Source organism: Psychrobacter sp. JCM 18901, assembly GCF_000586435.1.
Lineage (GTDB): Bacteria > Pseudomonadota > Gammaproteobacteria > Pseudomonadales > Moraxellaceae > Psychrobacter.
In genome coordinates, this window is the sequence record NZ_BAWH01000027.1 from 18,912 (window position 1) to 37,609 (window position 18,698).

Annotated in this window: 17 protein-coding genes and 15 pseudogenes; all 32 read left to right on the forward strand. The window is 43.4% G+C overall.

Annotated features, from left to right (window positions below; genetic code table 11):
* Positions 1-121: 121 nt before the first annotated feature.
* The 32 genes and pseudogenes from mreC (at position 122) to rplQ (ending at position 18,619) form a co-directional block, all read left to right on the forward strand.
* Positions 122-979 (forward strand): annotated as a pseudogene (mreC, locus tag TT11_RS15275) (rod shape-determining protein MreC).
* Positions 980-1,099: 120 nt separating this feature from the next.
* Positions 1,100-1,585, forward strand: a complete 486-nt coding sequence (mreD, locus tag TT11_RS15280) for a rod shape-determining protein MreD (protein ID WP_057758689.1) — start codon at positions 1,100-1,102, stop codon at positions 1,583-1,585.
* Between the two features lie 105 nt (positions 1,586-1,690).
* Positions 1,691-2,374 carry a nucleoside triphosphate pyrophosphatase gene (locus tag TT11_RS15285; RefSeq protein WP_261871058.1) on the forward strand — a complete coding sequence of 228 codons (684 nt, stop codon included), beginning with the start codon at positions 1,691-1,693 and terminating at the stop codon, positions 2,372-2,374.
* Between the two features lie 121 nt (positions 2,375-2,495).
* Positions 2,496-4,095: pseudogene (locus TT11_RS15290) on the forward strand (ribonuclease E/G).
* Positions 4,096-4,505: 410 nt separating this feature from the next.
* Positions 4,506-4,817 (forward strand): 30S ribosomal protein S10, encoded by a 312-nt coding sequence (rpsJ, locus tag TT11_RS15295; RefSeq protein WP_010196670.1) that lies wholly within the window; start codon positions 4,506-4,508, stop codon positions 4,815-4,817.
* A gap of 49 nt (positions 4,818-4,866) precedes the next feature.
* Positions 4,867-5,506: pseudogene (rplC, locus tag TT11_RS15300) on the forward strand (50S ribosomal protein L3).
* Positions 5,507-5,520: 14 nt separating this feature from the next.
* Positions 5,521-6,124: pseudogene (gene rplD, locus TT11_RS15305) on the forward strand (50S ribosomal protein L4).
* Positions 6,121-6,472 (forward strand): annotated as a pseudogene (rplW, locus tag TT11_RS15310) (50S ribosomal protein L23). Before rplD ends, rplW begins: the two co-directional pseudogenes overlap by 4 nt.
* Positions 6,473-6,483: 11 nt before the next feature.
* Positions 6,484-7,310 (forward strand): annotated as a pseudogene (gene rplB, locus TT11_RS15315) (50S ribosomal protein L2).
* A 12-nt stretch (positions 7,311-7,322) separates the two neighbouring features.
* Positions 7,323-7,594, forward strand: a pseudogene (rpsS, locus tag TT11_RS15320) (30S ribosomal protein S19).
* A gap of 17 nt (positions 7,595-7,611) precedes the next feature.
* Positions 7,612-7,942: pseudogene (gene rplV / locus TT11_RS15325) on the forward strand (50S ribosomal protein L22).
* Between the two features lie 3 nt (positions 7,943-7,945).
* A pseudogene (gene rpsC, locus TT11_RS15330) lies at positions 7,946-8,669 on the forward strand (30S ribosomal protein S3).
* 3 nt (positions 8,670-8,672) lie between these two features.
* The gene (rplP, locus tag TT11_RS15335; RefSeq protein WP_010196693.1) at positions 8,673-9,086 is read left to right on the forward strand and encodes a 50S ribosomal protein L16; all 414 of its coding nucleotides are present in this window, start codon (positions 8,673-8,675) and stop codon (positions 9,084-9,086) included.
* Positions 9,086-9,283: a 50S ribosomal protein L29 gene (rpmC, locus tag TT11_RS15340; RefSeq protein ID WP_102094164.1), complete on the forward strand. Its 198-nt coding sequence runs from the start codon at positions 9,086-9,088 to the stop codon at positions 9,281-9,283. Before rplP ends, rpmC begins: the two co-directional genes overlap by 1 nt.
* Entirely contained in the window at positions 9,280-9,555 is a 276-nt protein-coding gene (gene rpsQ / locus TT11_RS15345; RefSeq protein WP_102094163.1) for a 30S ribosomal protein S17, read from the forward strand. Before rpmC ends, rpsQ begins: the two co-directional genes overlap by 4 nt.
* 182 nt (positions 9,556-9,737) lie before the next feature.
* Positions 9,738-10,107 (forward strand): annotated as a pseudogene (gene rplN, locus TT11_RS15350) (50S ribosomal protein L14).
* Positions 10,108-10,115: 8 nt separating this feature from the next.
* A pseudogene (rplX, locus tag TT11_RS15355) lies at positions 10,116-10,434 on the forward strand (50S ribosomal protein L24).
* 20 nt (positions 10,435-10,454) lie between these two features.
* On the forward strand, positions 10,455-10,991 hold the full coding sequence (gene rplE, locus TT11_RS15360) for a 50S ribosomal protein L5 (protein ID WP_101204865.1): 537 nt from the start codon (positions 10,455-10,457) through the stop codon (positions 10,989-10,991).
* 12 nt (positions 10,992-11,003) lie between these two features.
* Positions 11,004-11,310: pseudogene (gene rpsN, locus TT11_RS15365) on the forward strand (30S ribosomal protein S14).
* Positions 11,311-11,321: 11 nt separating this feature from the next.
* A pseudogene (gene rpsH / locus TT11_RS15370) lies at positions 11,322-11,719 on the forward strand (30S ribosomal protein S8).
* Positions 11,720-11,896: 177 nt separating this feature from the next.
* On the forward strand, positions 11,897-12,430 hold the full coding sequence (rplF, locus tag TT11_RS15375) for a 50S ribosomal protein L6 (protein ID WP_057758710.1): 534 nt from the start codon (positions 11,897-11,899) through the stop codon (positions 12,428-12,430).
* Between the two features lie 34 nt (positions 12,431-12,464).
* Positions 12,465-12,791: a 50S ribosomal protein L18 gene (gene rplR / locus TT11_RS15380; protein WP_261871061.1), complete on the forward strand. Its 327-nt coding sequence runs from the start codon at positions 12,465-12,467 to the stop codon at positions 12,789-12,791.
* A gap of 2 nt (positions 12,792-12,793) precedes the next feature.
* A complete protein-coding gene (gene rpsE, locus TT11_RS15385) occupies positions 12,794-13,309 on the forward strand; it encodes a 30S ribosomal protein S5 (protein WP_057758716.1) in 516 nt (171 codons plus the stop codon).
* Positions 13,310-13,329: 20 nt separating this feature from the next.
* Positions 13,330-13,509: a 50S ribosomal protein L30 gene (gene rpmD / locus TT11_RS15390; protein ID WP_057758718.1), complete on the forward strand. Its 180-nt coding sequence runs from the start codon at positions 13,330-13,332 to the stop codon at positions 13,507-13,509.
* Positions 13,509-13,948 (forward strand): annotated as a pseudogene (rplO, locus tag TT11_RS15395) (50S ribosomal protein L15). Before rpmD ends, rplO begins: the two are co-directional and overlap by 1 nt.
* 19 nt (positions 13,949-13,967) lie before the next feature.
* A pseudogene (secY, locus tag TT11_RS15400) lies at positions 13,968-15,300 on the forward strand (preprotein translocase subunit SecY).
* Between the two features lie 31 nt (positions 15,301-15,331).
* On the forward strand, positions 15,332-15,448 hold the full coding sequence (gene rpmJ / locus TT11_RS15405; protein ID WP_010196721.1) for a 50S ribosomal protein L36: 117 nt from the start codon (positions 15,332-15,334) through the stop codon (positions 15,446-15,448).
* 247 nt (positions 15,449-15,695) lie between these two features.
* Positions 15,696-16,052 carry a 30S ribosomal protein S13 gene (gene rpsM, locus TT11_RS15410; protein WP_021813384.1) on the forward strand — a complete coding sequence of 119 codons (357 nt, stop codon included), beginning with the start codon at positions 15,696-15,698 and terminating at the stop codon, positions 16,050-16,052.
* Between the two features lie 20 nt (positions 16,053-16,072).
* Positions 16,073-16,462, forward strand: a complete 390-nt coding sequence (gene rpsK / locus TT11_RS15415) for a 30S ribosomal protein S11 (RefSeq protein ID WP_010196728.1) — start codon at positions 16,073-16,075, stop codon at positions 16,460-16,462.
* A 48-nt stretch (positions 16,463-16,510) separates the two neighbouring features.
* Complete coding sequence (gene rpsD, locus TT11_RS15420) at positions 16,511-17,152, forward strand: 30S ribosomal protein S4 (RefSeq protein ID WP_057758723.1); 642 nt, start codon at positions 16,511-16,513, stop codon at positions 17,150-17,152.
* 80 nt (positions 17,153-17,232) lie between these two features.
* Positions 17,233-18,240, forward strand: a complete 1,008-nt coding sequence (gene rpoA, locus TT11_RS15425) for a DNA-directed RNA polymerase subunit alpha (RefSeq protein ID WP_021813386.1) — start codon at positions 17,233-17,235, stop codon at positions 18,238-18,240.
* A gap of 19 nt (positions 18,241-18,259) precedes the next feature.
* Positions 18,260-18,619, forward strand: a complete 360-nt coding sequence (gene rplQ / locus TT11_RS15430; protein WP_021813387.1) for a 50S ribosomal protein L17 — start codon at positions 18,260-18,262, stop codon at positions 18,617-18,619.
* The last annotated feature ends 79 nt before the right edge of the window (positions 18,620-18,698 follow it).

Consider the following 18,698-nt stretch of genomic DNA (forward strand, 5'->3'; position numbering starts at 1 on the left):
GGTAGCCGATTGTGCTACCTTTAATTGCATTCATTTATGCTAGAACCCAATATCCTCGATAAACACTCATGCTGTAAATAAGTGCTATTGTTCATTTTAGAATCCTTAAATCAGACGACTTATGACTCCAAGTATTTTTGCGCGCCAGCCGTTATCACTTCGTAAGACTGTTATCGTATTGATAGCAGCCTTAATTTTGATGTGGTTTGATAGCAAAAACTCTGATTGGTTTAAGCCAGTACGTAGCACCAGTCATGCCGCCATGCAGCCAATCTATGAGCTGTCTCTATTACCAAGCTATGCCAAGCATTGCAGGTGGTAGTCTGCAATCAAAAGAAGCATTGCGTCGCGAAAACATGCAGCTAAAGTCGCAATTGATACATGCGCATGCCAAGCTACAACAACAAGATTATATCTTGGCACAGAACGCACGCCTGCAAGGCATCTTATCTACCACCAAGCCTGAGCAGTTTGATCTTAATTTGGCGCAAGTCATCGGTACAGATACCAATTTGCTCAGACAGATTGTGGTGCTTAACAAAGGTGAGCAAGATGGCGTACAAGTTGGGCAAACGGTCATCGATGAAGACGGTGTATTAGGACAGATTATCAATGTCTACCCGAATACTAGCGTCTGTTGTTGATTACAGATGAGCAGCAGTCAGTTGCGGTTACTGTTAAGCGTACTGGTCAGCGCGCCATCGTTACAGGCCAAGGTATCCCATCTTCATTAAGTCTCAATTACGTCTTCAAAACATCGGATGTGCGGGTAGGTGATGAGCTAGTGTCGTCAGGATTGGGCGGACGTATTCCGGCAGGTTATCGAGTAGGGCGTATCGCGCATGTCAAAGACGAGCAAACCGATAACTTTAGAACCATCGAAGTTACTCCAGCAGCCAACTTTATCGACAATGCCTATGTATTAATACTTCAAGACAAGCTGCTAAATGAGAACAATGCTGCTGCTATGGCTCCATAGATAATGACGTAAGTCACAGTAGTAACTTTTTAAAGTTCTTTCCACTTATGGTATTCACCTTGCCAATATCCAATCAACAATATAACAGCAACCATCAAACACTCGCTAAGGTAAGTACCCATGTCGTATCCTGATTCTGAGAATGCCACGGTACTATTGATAGTTGTGATTGTTCTGAGTTTCATCGCTGCATCATCACTCAATGTCTATCCATTAAGCCCAAGCATGGCCACACTGCGTCCCATGGTCATGATCATGGTGTTGATCTATTGGTTACTGTTTCAGCCGCGCTATGTGGGTATTTTTACCGCGTTTACGGTTGGACTGATTGCTGATTTATTGATGGATACCCATTTAGGACAGCAAGCTTTCGCCGCTGTTGTGGTTGCACTGGTTATCAAAATTACCAGTATCTACGTCAGACAGTTGAATACCGTTAGCGCTTGGTTAATTGCTAGTCTAGGGCTGATTGTCTTTCAGTTAAATCTATGGATACTACAGATGTTTATTCAAAACGTCTTTGTCGCCCAGTCTGCTTTGTCATTATTTATGAGTATCATTAGCTGGCCACTCGTACTGTTTGCTTTGCGCAAGTTTTCGCGTTAATGAGTCACTAGCTATAGCTATTACTCTGATTGATAGATTAGTTTGCTCTGTTCACAAGACTGTATGACCACATACATCATAAATTTATAAATGAAGAGAATATCGATGGATATCGTTTTGGCATCTGGCTCTCCGCGTCGTCGTGAGCTACTAGAAAGAGCGCAATTAGATTTTACTATCTTAAGTATAGATATCGATGAGACGCCGTTGGATAATGAGTCGCCAACAGACTATATCGAACGCATGGTCGCAACCAAAGCCGATGCCGCGATACAACAATTAAGCGACACCTCTCAAGTAAATCACGATAGCCTTACCTCACCGTTTATTATTTTGACTTCTGATACCATCGGTGTACTGTCGGATGGTAAGACAGTATTGGTCAAACCCGTCAATCGCGAGCACGCATATAGTATGTGGCAGCGTATGTCTGATAACGTCCACGAAGTATGGACTGCCGTTCAAGCGACTCAAGTACAGCTATTGCCCAAAGTAGAACGAAGCCCCTCAGAACCTACACAGTGCTTGCAAATTATCAACCAACAGCGAATTACTGAGCGTACGGAAGTGACTTTTATACCTCTGACGACACAGATGATGAGCGACTATTGGGACAGTGGCGAACCCGCTGATAAAGCTGGTGGATATGGCATTCAAGGACTGGGTGCGGCATGGGTCAGTCGTATTAATGGTAGCTACACCAATGTCGTTGGTCTGCCACTGGCACAAACACTGGCACTAATCAAAGAAATGACAGAAGGCAGTATGGACACAGTCAACCCGTTATAATGGGATATGCACATAATGACACGGTAGGGTAATGGGCAAGAGCAAGTCGCATTTGTTACACTGTCAATCTAATAGGCGATGACCGTCTAATAAGAAAGCTGAGAGATAAGAGAAAAAAACTATGTCCGAAGAGCTGCTGATTAATATTAGTCCAATGGAATCCCGTGTTGCGGTTTTAGACAATGGTATTTTGGGCGAGATTTATATTGAACGACATCACAAACTGGGGTTGGTCGGCAATATCTATCTGGGGACGGTCGTACGTGTCCTTCCTGGTATGCAGGCAGCCTTCGTAGATATTGGTCAATCACGGACCGCATTTCTACATGTCAACGATATGCAGCGTGAACCACGCCCCGTTGCAGAAAAAAACAAAGCGGCTAAGGCCACTAAGCACGAGATAAATGAGGACGATGCGACTACCAATGCTGCTGCTGATAGCTTGGCTGTGACACCGCCTATTGTCAGTGCGCAAAGCACAGAAATAGTACCAGCGTCTAAAACATTGATTCAGCATCGTCTGCATGAAAGTCAGCGTATTCTGGTACAGGTAACCAAAGATCAGTTAGGAAGCAAAGGTGCTCGTCTAACGACCAATATCTCACTACCATCACGTTATCTAGTATATTTGCCATCGAGTGATCATATTGGCATATCGCAGCGTATCGATGGTGAAGAAGAGCGTAGCCGATTAAAGACTGAGCTTAGTAGCCTGATGCAGACGGTCAATCTAAAAGGTGGACTGATTGCCCGTACTGCAGCCGAACGCGTTCCTGTCGATAAGCTAGAAGAGGACATTTACTACCTATTGCAGCTGTGGCGTACTATCTGTGCTCGTCGTCAAGAGATTAATCATCATCAGAGCTCAGAGCTGATCTATCAAGAACTGTCATTACCATTACGTTCTATCCGTGACTTGGTTCACGCTGATACCGAAAAAGTCATCATTGATAATACGCAGATTTATGAGCAAGTCAGATATTTTGCCAAAGAGTTTGTTCCATTCGTCTATGACCGAATCGTGCATTATACCGCTGAGCAGTCGCTATTCGATGTACACCGTGTAGAAGATGACTTACGTGACGCACTAAAGCGCCGTGTCGATCTAAAGTCTGGCGGTTATCTGATTATCGATCAGACCGAAGCTATGACGACGATTGATGTTAATACAGGTTCTTTTGTAGGCGGTCGCTCACTAGAGGATACGGTTTATAAAACTAATCTAGAAGCCACACATGCTATCGCTCGACAGTTGCGCTTACGTAATCTAGGCGGCATTATTATTCTAGATTTTATCGATATGCTTGAGCAACAGCATAAAGATGACGTGCTAGAGAGCTTGCAGGCGCAGCTTACTCAAGATTATGCAAAAACCAAGATTACGCAGGTCAGTGAGCTTGGACTAGTAGAGATGACACGCAAGCGCACGCGTGAATCATTGGGTCAGCAGCTTTGTGAGCCGTGCTCAACTTGTCAAGGACGAGGGTTTGTCAAGACGGCAGAGACCGTTTGCTTTGAAATTTTTCGTGAGATTATGCGCTGCGCCCGCACTTATAATTCTCCCAAAAAGTTCACAGTGGTGGCTCATGCGGCAGTCATTGATTTACTGCTTACAACAGAGTCAGACACAGTAGCCGATTTAGAGTATCTACTGTAGAGTCATTACTTTTGATGTAGAGAATCTATACACTCAAGAGCAGTATGATATTGTTTTAGATTAATATTATTTAAAACAAATAATAATTTTAGATGAAAATATTCGTGTGATTAGTAGCCAGTATAAGATGGAACATCTCTAATGAGACTAGAGATTGCTCTTGCAATACCTAAAATACTATGTATAATATACACCACTGAATTATATATGCGCAGCTGAATAAAAAAAGCTGGCGCTATGACAGCTAGAGCATCGTTTCTAGCACTATTTCATTATGCCTTTGCTACTTTCCAATTAATAGGAGGGTCGGCGGGGCTTTAAACTATTTTGCTTTTGGCACGCTATAAGTTCGGATAAAGAACTCATTCTGGTTAAGAACAGAAGGCCGCTTTAAGTGAATATTTAACCAAACTGCTTTTGATCATGGTCTTGCGACGCAAGAATGACAAAGGCACATATTAGGAGCTTGCTGGCATGGCTAACCAGAGAATCCGTATCCGTCTTAAGTCTTTTGATCATCGTCTGATTGATCAATCTGCACAAGAGATTGTTGATACTGCAAAGCGCACCGGTGCGCAAGTTTGTGGTCCTGTACCGTTGCCGACTCGCATTGAGCGCTTCAACGTTCTAACCTCACCACACGTTAACAAAGACGCTCGTGACCAGTACGAAATCCGTACTCATAAGCGTATGGTTGATATCGTTCAGCCAACTGACAAAACTGTGGATGCGCTAATGAAATTAGATTTAGCGGCGGGTGTTGACGTTCAAATTGCTTTGGGTTAATGCACATTAAACACCCAACCCATTAATATAAGATATAAAGAGGTCTAAAATGGCGATCGGTTTAGTCGGTAAAAAGTGCGGCATGACCCGTGTCTTCACTGAAACAGGCGCATCTATCCCTGTAACAGTTGTTGAGGTCGATGCAAACCGCATTACTCAAGTAAAAAAATACTGATGTAGATGGTTATCAAGCCATCCAAATTACCACAGGTACTCGTCGTGACAGCCGCGTAACAGCTGCACAAAAGGGTCACTTCGCTAAAGCTGGTGTTAAAGCTGGCCGTGGTGTTTGGGAATTCCGTGCCAACGAAAGCGATCTTGAAGGTCGTGAGATTGGCGGCGAGATTCTAGCTGACTTGTTCGAACAAGGTCAGATGGTTGATGTGACAGGACAGAGCAAAGGTAAAGGTTTCCAAGGCCCTGTTAAGCGTCACAACTTTAGTATGCAAGATGCTACTCATGGTAACTCAGTGTCTCATCGTGCGCATGGTTCAACTGGTCAAAACCAGTCACCAGGTAAAGTATTCAAAGGCAAGAAGATGGCGGGTCAGATGGGTAACAAACGTGTTACCGTTCAGGGCCTAGAAGTGATTTCGGTTGATGCCGAAAAAGGGTTACTTGTCATCAAGGGTGCTATCCCAGGTGCCACCGGTGGCGATGTTATCGTACGTCCGTCAGTCAAAGCCTAAGCAAGGGGATTAACGTGGATTTAAAAACAGTTACAGGTGCGGCGGTTGAGCTTTCTGATACGGCATTTGGTCGTGAATTCAACGAAGCACTAGTGCATCAAGTCGTCACCGCTTATTTAGCTGGTGCTCGCCAAGGTACACGCGCACAAAAAAACACGTGCCGAAGTTTCTGGCGGTGGTATTAAGCCATGGCGCCAAAAAGGTACTGGTCGCGCTCGTGCGGGTTCTATTCGTAGCCCAATCTGGCGTTCAGGTGGTCGTGCATTCGCTGCAAAACCACAAGATTGGTCACAGAAAGTAAACCGTAAAATGTATCGCGGTGCGATGCAGTGCATCCTAGCAGAATTGATTCGTCAAGAGCGTCTGATTTTGGTAGAAGAGTTGAGCGTTTCTGGGCCGAAAACCAAAGAACTGATTGCTAAGTTAAACGATTTGAATGCACCTCGTGCACTAATCGTTACTAAAGAAGTTGATGAAAACTTATACTTAGCTGCTCGCAACATTCCACACGTCAATGTACTTGGTACAAATGAAGTGGACCCAGTGAGCTTGATCGCATTTGATAAAGTGATCATGTCAGTTGAAGCTGCGAAACAATTTGAGGAAGCACTAGCATGAATAACGCAAGACTTTATCAGGTCTTAAGAGGGCCTGTATTCTCAGAAAAATCTCAAATGCTTGGCGACTCACTTGGTGTGCAGGTATTTAAAATTGATTCTAATGCTACTAAGCTTGAAGTCAAGAAAGCAGTTGAGTTGATGTTTGAAGGTGTTGAAGTTACTAAAGTAAACACTTTGAATGTTAAAGGTAAGACAAAGCGTTTTGGTAAAAGCATCGGCCGTCGTAACGACTACAAAAAAAGCCTATGTTACCTTAAAAGCTGGTCAAGATGTACAAATGGCTGATGCTGGTGAAGAAGTAGCGAATACTACTGATTCTACTAGTGAAACAGCGAATAACGAATAAGGATTACACTCATGCCTATCGTAAGAGCAAAGCCAACATCACCAGGCCGTCGTTTTGTTGAAAAAGTAGTGCATCCACACCTGTACAAAGGTCGTCCGTTTGCAGCACTTCTAGAATCAAAAAGCAAGTCAGGTGGTCGTAACAATAATGGCCGCATTACTACTCGTCACATTGGCGGTGGTCATAAGCAACATTATCGCATTATCGATTTCAAACGTACTAAAGACAATATCCCAGCAACGGTAGAGCGTATTGAATACGATCCTAACCGTACTGCTCATATTGCTCTACTTAAGTATGCTGATGGCGAACGTCGTTACATTATCGCTGCTAAGAAACAAGTAGTTGGTGATACAGTAATGTCAGGCGAGACTTCTCCAATTCGTCCAGGTAACTGCTTACCGCTAAAAACATCCCATTGGGTACTGTGATTCACAATATCGAACTTAAAATCGGTAAAGGTGCACAGATGGCTCGTTCTGCGGGTGCTAGCGTTCAGTTACTAGGTCGTGACGGTGTTTATGCTATTCTACGTATGCGTTCTGGCGAAACTCGCCGTGTACACGTAAATTGCCGCGCTGTTATTGGTGAAGTTTCTAACACTGAAAACAACTTGAAATCACTTGGTAAAGCCGGTGCTTCACGTTGGCGTGGTGTTCGTCCTTCTGTTCGTGGTGTCGCTATGAACCCGGTTGATCACCCACACGGTGGTGGTGAAGGTCGTAACAAAGGTCGCCATCCAACCAGCCCTTGGGGTCAGAAGTCTAAAGGACTTAAAACGCGTCACAATAAGCGTACTGACAACATGATCATCCGCCGTCGCGCCAAGAAGAAATAAAGGAAGAATTTCATGCCTCGTTCATTGAAAAAAAAGGTCCATTCATAGACGCGCACTTGTTTGCTAAAGTTGAGAATGCATTAGACACCAACTCACGCAAGCCAATTAAGACTTGGTCGCGCCGCTCGATGATTCTGCCACAAATGGTTGGCCTAACTTTATCTGTTCACAACGGCCGTACTCATGTACCGGTTATCGTGAGCGAGCAGATGGTTGGTCATAAACTAGGTGAATTTGCCCCGACTCGTACGTATCGTGGTCACGGCATTGACAAAAAAAGCTAAGAGATAAGGTGCTTACCATGGAAGTAACTGCAAAATTACGCGGTGCCGCCATATCGGCACAAAAAGTTAGACTCGTTGCTGATGAAGTTCGTGGCAAATCTATTGAGCGTGCTTTGGATATCCTAACGTATAGCAATAAAAAAAGGCGCTGTGTTTGTTAAGAAATGCCTTAACTCAGCCATCGCCAATGCCGAACATAATCACGGCTTAGATATTGACGACCTAAAAGTCGCTACTATCTATGTTGATGAAGGCATTACGCTAAAACGTATCCTACCACGTGCCAAAGGCCGTGCTGATCGTATCAGCAAGCGTACTTGTCACATCACTATAAAGGTAGGAGAATAAGTTATGGGTCAAAAAGTACATCCAATCGGAATTCGTCTTGGTGTTGTAAAAAAAGCATAACGCAAACTGGTATGCTAACCCTAAACAATACTCAGAATACCTAATCAACGACATTCAAGTTCGTGAATATCTACGCAAAAAGCTAGACAACGCTATGATCAGCAACATCATGATCGAGCGTCCTACTGGCGCTGCTAAGATTACCATCGCCACTGCGCGTCCTGGTATTGTTATCGGTAAGAAAGGCGAAGATATCGAAAGACTTCAAAAAGAATTGACCAAAATTATGGGCGTGCCTGCTCAGGTCAACATTGAAGAAATCACGTCACCTGACCTTGATGCACGTTTGGTAGCAGACGGCATCGGTAGCCAGCTTGAGCGTCGTGTTATGTTCCGTCGTGCGATGAAACGCGCGGTACAGAACAGCATGCGTTCTGGTGCTAAAGGTATCAAGGTTGAGCTGTCTGGCCGTCTAGGCGGTGCTGAGATTGCTCGTAGTGAATGGTACCGTGAAGGTCGTGTGCCATTGCATACACTCCGTGCTGATATTGACTACTCGTCAATTCGTGCAGAGACAACTTACGGCACCATCGGTGTTAAAGTTTGGATTTTCCGTGGCGAAATCCTTGACGGTATGAACAGTGTATATAATCCCGTCAAAGAAGAGCAGACTCGTGCGCCAAAACGCCGTGGTCGTGGAAACCGTCGAAACTCAGACAGAGGTTAAACTATGTTACAGCCAAAACGTACCAAGTTTCGTAAAATGCACAAAGGTCGTAACACTGGGCTAGCTCATCGTGGAAGCACCGTTGCATTCGGACAAATTGGTCTAAAATCATTGACGCGTGGTCGTATGACAGCTCGTCAAATCGAAGCAGCACGTCGTACCATCACTCGTAAAATTAAGCGTGGCGGTAAGATTTGGATTCGTGTATTCCCTGACAAACCGATTACTAATAAACCATTAGAAGTACGTATGGGTAAAGGTAAAGGTCCAGTAGAATATTGGGTATGCGAAATCAAACCTGGTAAAGTGCTATATGAAATTGAAGGGGTACCAGAAGAGCTTGCACGTGAAGCTTTCACGCTTGCTGCAGCAAAACTGCCCTTTAAAACTACCATTGTTAAGCGGACGATAATGTAATGAAGATCAGTGAATTACGTGATAAATCATTAGAAGAACTGACCCAGTTACTTGATGAAAAGCAACTTGATGCTTTCCGTATTCGTATGGCTAAAGCAACTGGTCAGTTGGGTAATACCCATGAAGTACGTGACAATCGTCGCACGATTGCTCAGCTTCAGACTTTGATTAACGAGAAACAACGAGGCGACTCATGAGCGATAACAATCAAACAACTACCAATGCTAGCGTATTGACAGGTCGAGTTGTTAGCGACAAGATGGATAAGTCCATCACAGTTTTGATTGAGCGTCTGGTTCGTCATCCTTTGTATGGCAAGCAGCTTCGTCGTTCTACAAAAATCAAAGCACATGATGAGAATAATGTTTGCCAACAAGGCGATCTTGTCCGTATCAAAGAAACGCGTCCAATCTCAAAAACCAAGTCTTGGACTTTGGTTGATGTGGTTGAAAAAGTAGAAAAAATCTAAGTAAATTGCATTAAAAGCCAGAAGCTGTTAAAATAGCCGCCTTTTTAAGGATGCTGATTGCGCCGAGCGTATATCACTCACATTAAGAGTAAGTCGCGGTTATTTATATTAAAATGCCGTCTACTCATACTGTGCTAGCGGCAGCAACTGGTTTTTATTGCTCATACGTGTGGAGTAACGCTATGATTCAGGTTGAGTCAATGCTGGAAGTTGCAGACAATAGCGGTGCAAGAAGAGTTCAGTGCATTAAAGTACTGGGTGGTTCTCATCGTCGTTATGCATCAGTTGGCGACATTATTAAAGTAACGGTTAAAGAAGCCATTCCGCGTGGTCGTGTTAAAAAAAGGCGACGTGATGAATGCAGTAGTTGTACGTACCAAAAAAAGGCGTTCGTCGCCTGATGGTTCTGTGTTACGTTTTGATGACAATGCTGCGGTATTGTTGAACCAAAACAAAGCGCCGATTGCAACTCGTATTTTTGGACCGGTAACTCGTGAACTACGTGGTGATCAGTTTATGAAAATTGTATCACTAGCACCAGAAGTATTGTGAGGTAATCCATGTCAAAATTACGTAAAGGCGATACAGTTATCGTGATTGCTGGGAAAGACAAAGGCAAGCAAGGTACTGTACAAGCTGTAAAAAAACGATCGTATTAAAGTTGAAGGCATTAACATTGTTACCAAACATCAGAAGCCAAATCAGGCAACTGGCGTTGAAGGTGGCATTCTTAAGCAAGAAGCTTTTCTGCATATCTCAAATGTCGCAATCTTAAATGCGCAAACCCAAAAAGCAGACCGTATTACTTATCAGTTTGGCGAAGACGGCAAGAAACAACGCGTCTATCGTTCAAGCGGTGAAGTAGTGGCGACTGCGTAAGACACTAAGGTGTAATGGTAATGGCAAGATTAAAATCTTTATATAACGATGAACTAAAGCAGCAAATCAAAGAAGAGCTTGGTTTGGCAAATGTGATGCAAGTGCCTAAAATCACTAAAATCACACTTAACATGGGTGTAGGCGGCGCGTCTCAAGACAAGAAATTGTTGGAAGGTGCTGTAGCTGATATGACCGCGATTGCTGGTCAAAAACCTGTTGTCACCAAAGCGCGTAAATCAGTTGCTGGCTTTAAGATTCGTGAAGAATGGCCAATTGGCTGTAAAGTAACGCTACGCGGTGAGCAAATGTACGAATTTTTAGATCGTCTCGTTGCCATTGCAATTCCTCGTATTCGTGATTTCCGCGGTTTTTCACCTAAAGCCTTTGACGGACGTGGTAACTACTCATTGGGTATCAAAGAACAAATCGTATTCCCAGAAGTAGATTTTGACAAGATTGATCGTATCCGTGGTATGGATGTGACAATCACTACGTCAGCTCAATCTGATGAAGAAGGTCGTGCGTTGCTTAAAGCATTCGGCTTCCCATTTAAATAAGGTAAAGACGTTATGGCAAAGAAGAGCATGATTAACCGCGAATTAAAGCGCGAAAAAAATGGTTGCTAAATATGCTGAAAAGCGTATCAAGCTAAAAGAAACTATCAGTGATATGACTGCAAGTGACGAAACTCGTATGGAAGCGATGTTAGAGCTACAAGCTCTTCCACGTAACTCATCACCAGTACGTCTGCGTAATCGTTGTGCTATCACCGGTCGTCCTCACGGTTACTTCCGCAAGTTTGGCTTGTCACGCAATATGCTGCGTGAGCGTGTCATGCAAGGCGATGTGCCTGGTGTTCGTAAAGCAAGCTGGTAAGGAGTAACTATATGAGTATGCAAGATACCGTTGGGGATATGCTAACCCGTATCCGTAACGCACAAATGGCTAACAAAGTATCGGTAGCAATGCCGAGCTCTAAATTACGTAAATCAATTGCTGATTTATTAGTTAGCGAAGGTTATGTGGCTAGCGCTGTTGTTGCTGAAGAAGAAAACAACAAAGCAACCCTTACTATTGAATTGAAATATTTCGAAGGCCGTGCTGTCATCGAACTATCCAACGTTATAGCCGTCCTGGTTTACGCCAGTTCCGCGGTAAAGACGCTATCCCTACTGTTAAGCAAGGTATGGGTGTTGCTATCGTATCTACTAGCCAAGGTATCATGAGCGATCGTGCTGCACGCGCTGCTGGTATCGGTGGTGAAATCGTCGCATTTGTAGCGTAAGCTATACGACGATGAAGTCTATTTGATAGTTGTTAGGCTTCTATCGGTTGAGTAATATTAAATTATTTCGAATTGATAGATGTCTAACACAGTCAACTATGCTAAACTAACACGCTTTTTAGCCTGTTAGTTTTTTTCGCTAATATAAAGAAGTTAAATTTTTTAAGGAATATTCCTATGTCTCGTGTGGCTAAAGCCCCAGTGACGCTGCCAAACGGCGTAAGCGTTACTTTGAACGATCGGCAGGTCGAAGTTAAAGGCAAGAACGGTTCTATGTCTTTACGCCTGCATGAATTGGTCGAGCTGAAACAGGAAGATGATGCTATCATTTTCTCACCTACAGTCGATTCAAAAGAAGCTATGATGCACACTGGCACCATGCGCGCTCTTGTTAATAACTATGTTACTGGCGTAAACGAAGGCTTTGAAAGACGTCTTCAGTTAATTGGTGTTGGTTATCGCGCGCAAGTTACTGGTAACAAAGTAACCTTGAACGTTGGTTATTCTCATCCAGTAGAGTATACGTTACCTGAAGGTGTATCAGCTGAAACGCCAACGCAAACTGAAATTGTTTTGAAATCAAACAATAAACAGCAGCTTGGTCAAGCAGCCGCCAACATCCGTGGTTTCCGCCCACCTGAGCCTTACAAAGGTAAAGGTATTCGTTATAGTGACGAGCATGTGATTCGCAAAGAAGCTAAGAAAAAATAAGGTGAGTTGAAATGTTTGATAAAAAGCAGCTCGTCTGCGTCGAGCTAAGAAAACACGCGCACATATCCGTTTCTTAGGCGTTCATCGCTTAACGGTTAACCGCACGTCAAAACATATTTATGCCCAGATTATCTCTCCAAATGGTGGTGAAGTGATTGCTCAGGCATCTACCTTAGACAGCAGCTTGCGTTCAGGCGCGACTGGTAATGCTGATTCAGCAACGTCTGTAGGCCAAATGATCGCAGAACGCGCAAAAGCAGCTGGCATTACTAAAGTTGCCTTTGACCGTAGTGGTTTCAAATATCATGGTCGAGTTAAAGCTTTAGCAGAAGCTGCTCGCGAAAACGGATTGGAGTTTTAATCATGGCTAGAAATGATAAAAATGATAAAAATGAACAGACTGACGGTCTAGTAGAACGCTTAGTTACCGTTGATCGCGTAGCGAAAGTTGTTAAAGGTGGTCGTATTTTCTCTTTCACTGCATTGACTGTAGTGGGCGATGGCAATGGTCGTGTAGGTTTTGGTCGCGGTAAAGCACGTGAAGTGCCAGCTGCTATCCAAAAAGCACTAGAAGCTGCCAAACGTAATATGATTACTGTTGAGCTAAATGATGCAACTTTGCATCATCCAATCAAAGCACGTCATGGTGCTAGTAAAGTCTACATGCAACCTGCATCTGAAGGTACTGGCGTAATCGCTGGTGGCGCAATGCGTGCTGTATTAGAAGTTGCTGGTGTCAAAGATGTTTTGACTAAATGTTATGGTTCTACCAATACTGCTAACGTTGTTCGCGCAACGTTTAACGGTTTACGTGATATGTCAACTCCAGAGAAGATGGCAGCTAAACGTGGTAAATCTGTAGACGAAATCTTGGGTTAACTTAGACTAGGTGAGTTACGATGAAAAAAATGAAAGTCACTCAATTTAAATCGGGTGCCCATCGCCTAAAGAGCCACAAAGCGAGCTTGAAAGGATTGGGTTTACGCCGTATTAATCATACTGTAGTAGTAGAAGATACTCCTTCGACTCGTGGTATGGTCAATCGCGTTAACTACATGGTAAAAGTGGAGGAAGCGTAATGGGTCTTAGATTAAATGAATTATCACCAGGTGTTGGCGCAAAGAAAACTGCTCAACGTCGTGGTCGTGGTATCGGTTCAGGTCTTGGTAAGACTGGTGGTCGTGGTGTAAAAGGTCAGAAATCTCGTTCAGGTTCTAGCATTCGCTCAGGATTTGAAGGTGGTCAGATGCCTCTATATCGTCGTCTACCAAAATTTGGTTTTACCAGTAAACTGGCTATGAAGACTGCTGAAGTACGTCTTTCTGAACTGAATAAAATTGAAGGCGATGTAGTTAGCTTGAAACACTTAAAGCTGCTAACCTTATCCGTCACGATATGAAACGTGCTCGTGTAATGCTATCAGGCGAAGTCACTAAAGCTTATACTTTCAAAGGTATTAAAGTGACTAAAGGTGCAAAGCAAGCTATCGAAGCTGCTGGTGGTAGCATCGAGGAGTAGTAACGTGTCAAAACAATCAATGTCATCGGCTGGTATACCGCTTAATCCATTCGCATTTATACGTAAGTATGATGAGCTATGGACGCGTTTATTATTTTTAATCGGCGCATTGATTGTTTATCGTTTAGGGTCACATATTCCAGTTCCGGGTATTAACCCAGTTAATTTGGCTGATCTGTTTTCGCGCAACGAAAACACCATTCTGAGCATGTTCAATATGTTCTCAGGTGGTGCGCTAGAGCGTATGTCCATTATGGCACTTGGTATTATGCCATATATCTCAGCATCGATTATCGTACAGATGATGTCTGCAGTATTGCCATCGCTTGAAGCCCTCAAAAAAAGAAGGTGAAGCGGGACGACGTAAGCTAAACAAGTACACCCGTCAGGGAACGCTTGCTCTAGCCCTAGTACAGTCATTAGGAATGTGTGCCGGCTTAATTAGCCAAAACCTTACTTTATCTACTGGTCTTACTTTTTATATTCCAGCTGTTACTTCTTTGGTAGCAGGCGCAATGTTCTTAATGTGGCTTGGTGAGCAGATTACAGAGCGCGGCGTAGGTAATGGTATTTCAATGCTCATTTTTGCGAGTATTGTGGCTGGTACGCCAGGTATGATTTCGCAGTCTATTGAACAGGTCAATCAAGGTCAGATGAACTTGATTGTGCTATTTATTTTTGTATTGCTAGGTATCGCGGTTACTGCGGGTATCGTTTATATTGAACGTGCTCAACGCCGTGTTCCTGTGAACTATGCACAAAAACAGCAACAAGGTCGCAAAATTTATGCTCAGCAGCAATCACATTTGCCGCTTAAGCTAAATATGGCAGGGGTTATCCCAGCTATTTTTGCCAGTTCTTTGTTATTGTTTCCTGCAAGTTTAGGGCAGTGGGTCGGTCAATCGACTGATCCTACCTTTGTACAGAAAATACTTCAAAATATGGCATTAGTGTTGTCTCCAGGACAGCCGCTATATTTAGTACTGTTTGGCGCAATGATTATCTTCTTCTGTTATTTTTATACGGCATTGGTATTTAGTCCGCGTGAAGTAGCAGAGAACCTTAAACGTAGTGGTGCGTATATCCCAGGTATTCGCCCAGGACAACAAACTCAGCGTTACCTCGATCATGTATTAAACCGACTGACCTTTATTGGCGCGATGTATATGACGGTTATTTGTTTAATGCCAATGGTCGTCCAGTCATCGTTTGGTGTGCCGTTTCAACTCGGTGGTACGTCTTTACTGATTATGGTGGTTGTGGTAATGGACTTCATTTCGCAGATTCAAGCGCATTTGATGACCCATCAATATCATGATCAGACGTTAATTCAATCGCCCACTCAACCTTAAATGAGCGGTACGATATTTCAAGGAGCATGCTATGAAAGTTCAAGCATCAGTTAAAAAGATTTGTGGTAGCTGTAAAGTTGTGCGCCGTAAAGGCCGTGTACATATTATTTGTACAGCAGAACCTCGCCACAAGCAACGTCAAGGTTAATATTTAGTATTAGAAAACATCTAGTTTTCACTGCTAATTAAATTAATACTTGAAAAATAACGGCGGATGCGATATCATCCGCCACTTGCCGTGTTTATACAAAATCTTTTATAATAGAATCGATGAGCAGACTTATAGTCAAAACATCGATAATGACTATAAAAGCTCTAGTATTAACAGCAACAAATCTGAAGAGTAAAGCCTTATCGCTAGATAACGCTTATTTTTCTTTAATGGAGAGAAATCAATGGCTCGTATTGCCGGCGTAAACATTCCGGATAATAAGCATGCTGTTATTTCACTAACTTACATCTTTGGTGTAGGTCGTACCACTGCTCAGAAAATCTTAGAAGCAGTTGGCATCGCCCCTACTACTAAAGTCAGTCAGTTAGATGATACACAGTTAGATGCTATCCGTGCACAAGTTGCAAACTACATGACTGAAGGTGACCTTCGTCGTGAAGTTTCAATGAACATCAAGCGTTTAGTTGATCTTGGTTGTTACCGTGGCATCCGTCATCGTCGTAACCTACCAGTTAGAGGTCAGAACACCAAGAACAACGCTCGTACTCGTAAGGGTCCGACACGCCCTCTCAAAAGATAATTAACTTAGGAAGCTAAAAGATGGCAAAAGACACTCGCAGTCGCAAAAAGGTGGCTCGTCGTTCAGTATCGGAGGGCATTGCCCATATCCATGCGTCTTTTAATAACACCATTGTTACGATTACCGATCGTCAAGGTAATGCATTGGCTTGGGCCACTTCAGGTGGACAAGGCTTCCGTGGTTCACGTAAATCTACACCATTTGCAGCTCAGGTTGCAGCTGAAGTCGCTGGTAAAGCGGCCCAAGAATATGGTGTTAAGAATATCGATGTTTTGGTCAAGGGACCAGGACCGGGTCGTGAGTCTGCGGTAAGAGCACTAGGTGCATTGGGTTATAAAGTTAACAGCATCTCTGATGTAACCCCAATCCCACACAATGGTTGCCGTGCGCCGAAAAAGCGCCGCGTCTAATATTAAAGACGAAGCTTTTTATACTAAAAGCTTATAGGAGACATAACAATGGCCCGCTATATTGGACCAAAACTGAAATTATCACGTCGTGAAGGTACGGATTTAGGCCTTAAGTCTGGCGTTAAACCGTATGACGTAAAAACGAAGAAAGCTGGTCGTCCACCAGGTCAGCATGGCGTAAGCCGTAACAAGACCTCAGAATATGCTCTACAGTTGCGTGAAAAGCAAAAAGTTAAGCGTATTTATGGTGTACTAGAGCGTCAATTCGCGAACTACTATAAAGAAGCTGCTCGTAAGCGTGGCGCTACTGGTGAAAACTTGCTAGCAATGCTTGAGAGCCGTCTAGATAACGTTGTATATCGCATGGGCTTTGGCTCAACTCGCGCAGAAGCACGTCAGCTAGTCAGTCATCGTACTGTTATGGTAAAAAAAGCTGGCCGTGATGAGTTTGTTCGTGTGAACATTCCTTCAATTCAGCTTCAAGATGGTGATGTCATCGCTATCCAAGAGAAATCTCGCGAACAACTACGTATTAAAAACGCTATCGAATTAGCGACACAACGTGGTATTCCAGAATGGCTTGATGTTGACCACAGCAAACTACAAGGCACGTTTAAACATGCGCCTGATCGTATTGATCTACCTGCTGAAATCAACGAAAGCTTGATCGTTGAGCTATACTCTAAGTAATGACGTAATGCTCAATGTTATGAAAATGGCATTGAGCAATTAACGTTAATTAAACCAGTTTAATAAATCGAGGTGACATCATGATGCTAAATGCAACTGAGTTTCTAACGCCGAATGCCATTAATGTGGATACGGTTAACGAAACGATTGCGAAAGTCACGCTCGAACCGTTAGAACGCGGCTTTGGGCATACCCTAGGTAATGCTTTGCGTCGCATCTTGTTATCTTCATTACCTGGTGCTGCAGTCATTGAAGCTGAGATTGATGGTGTTGACCATGAATACTCAACGCTTGAAGGCCTGCAAGAAGACGTACTTGATTTGCTTTTGAACCTAAAAGGCTTAGCAATTACGCTTCATGACCAAAATGAAGTATTTTTGACCTTGGATAAACAAGGTCCAGGCACTATTACTGCTGCAGACATCGCGTTGCCGCACAATGTTGACATCATCAATCCAGAATTGGTCTTGGGTACATTGAGCGATCGTGGTCATCTTAAGATGCGTTTGCGTGTAGTGATGGGTCGTGGATATGAGCCAGCAAACCAGCGCCGTGAAGATGGTGATACGAAAGCAATTGGACGCTTAAAGCTTGATGCAAGTTTTAGTCCTGTGCTTCGTGTTGCTTATCAGGTTGAGAACGCTCGTGTAGAGCAGCGTACTGATCTTGATCGTCTTATCATTGAGCTTGAAACTAATGGCACTATAGATCCAGAAGAAGCAATTCGTAAAGCAGCCACTATTTTACAACAACAGATTTCTATCTTTGTTGACCTAGAAGCTGAAGAAGCGCCTGAGCCTGTGAAAGAGAAAGAAGAGGTTGATCCGGTGCTATTACGCCCTGTGGACGATCTTGAACTAACGGTTCGCTCAGCCAACTGCTTGAAAGCTGAAAACATTTACTATATCGGTGATTTGGTACAGCGTTCAGAGACTGAACTTCTAAAAACCCCAAATCTTGGTAAGAAATCATTGACAGAAATCAAGGACGTATTAGCGTCTAAAGATTTAGAGCTCGGTATGCGCCTAGATAACTGGCCACCAGCTGATTTACGTGTTGATGATCGCTTTTCTTATCGTAGCCGTTAAACTTTAAGGATTTTTGACTATGCGCCATCGTAAGAGTGGAGTCAAGCTGGGTCGTACCGGCAGTCATCGTAAGGCAATGTTTCAGAACATGACTAACTCATTATTTGAGCATGAACTGATCAAAACAACTTTACCAAAAGCTAAAGAACTACGTCGCGTTGCCGAGCCATTGATCACTATGGCTAAAGAAGACAGCGTTGCTAACCGTCGTTTAGCATTCAGCCGTATGCGTAGCAAAGCTATGGTAGGCAAATTATTTGGCACGTTAGGTCCTCGTTACCAGACGCGTCCAGGTGGTTATTTGCGTATCGTAAAATGCGGTTACCGTGATGGTGACAATGCGCCAATGGCTTATGTAGAATTGGTTGATCGTGACTAGTTTTATACCTAAGACATATTCCATAAAAAAGCTCCAATTCAATTGGAGCTTTTTTTGTCTTAAATTTGACTAAATATAC

Excerpts from the sequence above, each read along its gene's own strand:
- mreD (WP_057758689.1), top strand. The coding sequence starts at position 1,100 with ATGTCGTATCCTGATTCTGAGAATGCCACGGTACTATTGATAGTTGTG.
- TT11_RS15285 (WP_261871058.1), top strand. The coding sequence starts at position 1,691 with ATGGATATCGTTTTGGCATCTGGCTCTCCGCGTCGTCGTGAGCTACTA.
- rpsJ (WP_010196670.1), top strand. The coding sequence starts at position 4,506 with ATGGCTAACCAGAGAATCCGTATCCGTCTTAAGTCTTTTGATCATCGT.
- rplP (WP_010196693.1), top strand. The coding sequence starts at position 8,673 with ATGTTACAGCCAAAACGTACCAAGTTTCGTAAAATGCACAAAGGTCGT.
- rpmC (WP_102094164.1), top strand. The coding sequence starts at position 9,086 with ATGAAGATCAGTGAATTACGTGATAAATCATTAGAAGAACTGACCCAG.
- rpsQ (WP_102094163.1), top strand. The coding sequence starts at position 9,280 with ATGAGCGATAACAATCAAACAACTACCAATGCTAGCGTATTGACAGGT.
- rplE (WP_101204865.1), top strand. The coding sequence starts at position 10,455 with ATGGCAAGATTAAAATCTTTATATAACGATGAACTAAAGCAGCAAATC.
- rplF (WP_057758710.1), top strand. The coding sequence starts at position 11,897 with ATGTCTCGTGTGGCTAAAGCCCCAGTGACGCTGCCAAACGGCGTAAGC.
- rpsE (WP_057758716.1), top strand. The coding sequence starts at position 12,794 with ATGGCTAGAAATGATAAAAATGATAAAAATGAACAGACTGACGGTCTA.
- rpmD (WP_057758718.1), top strand. The coding sequence starts at position 13,330 with ATGAAAAAAATGAAAGTCACTCAATTTAAATCGGGTGCCCATCGCCTA.
- rpmJ (WP_010196721.1), top strand. The coding sequence starts at position 15,332 with ATGAAAGTTCAAGCATCAGTTAAAAAGATTTGTGGTAGCTGTAAAGTT.
- rpsM (WP_021813384.1), top strand. The coding sequence starts at position 15,696 with ATGGCTCGTATTGCCGGCGTAAACATTCCGGATAATAAGCATGCTGTT.
- rpsK (WP_010196728.1), top strand. The coding sequence starts at position 16,073 with ATGGCAAAAGACACTCGCAGTCGCAAAAAGGTGGCTCGTCGTTCAGTA.
- rpsD (WP_057758723.1), top strand. The coding sequence starts at position 16,511 with ATGGCCCGCTATATTGGACCAAAACTGAAATTATCACGTCGTGAAGGT.
- rpoA (WP_021813386.1), top strand. The coding sequence starts at position 17,233 with ATGATGCTAAATGCAACTGAGTTTCTAACGCCGAATGCCATTAATGTG.
- rplQ (WP_021813387.1), top strand. The coding sequence starts at position 18,260 with ATGCGCCATCGTAAGAGTGGAGTCAAGCTGGGTCGTACCGGCAGTCAT.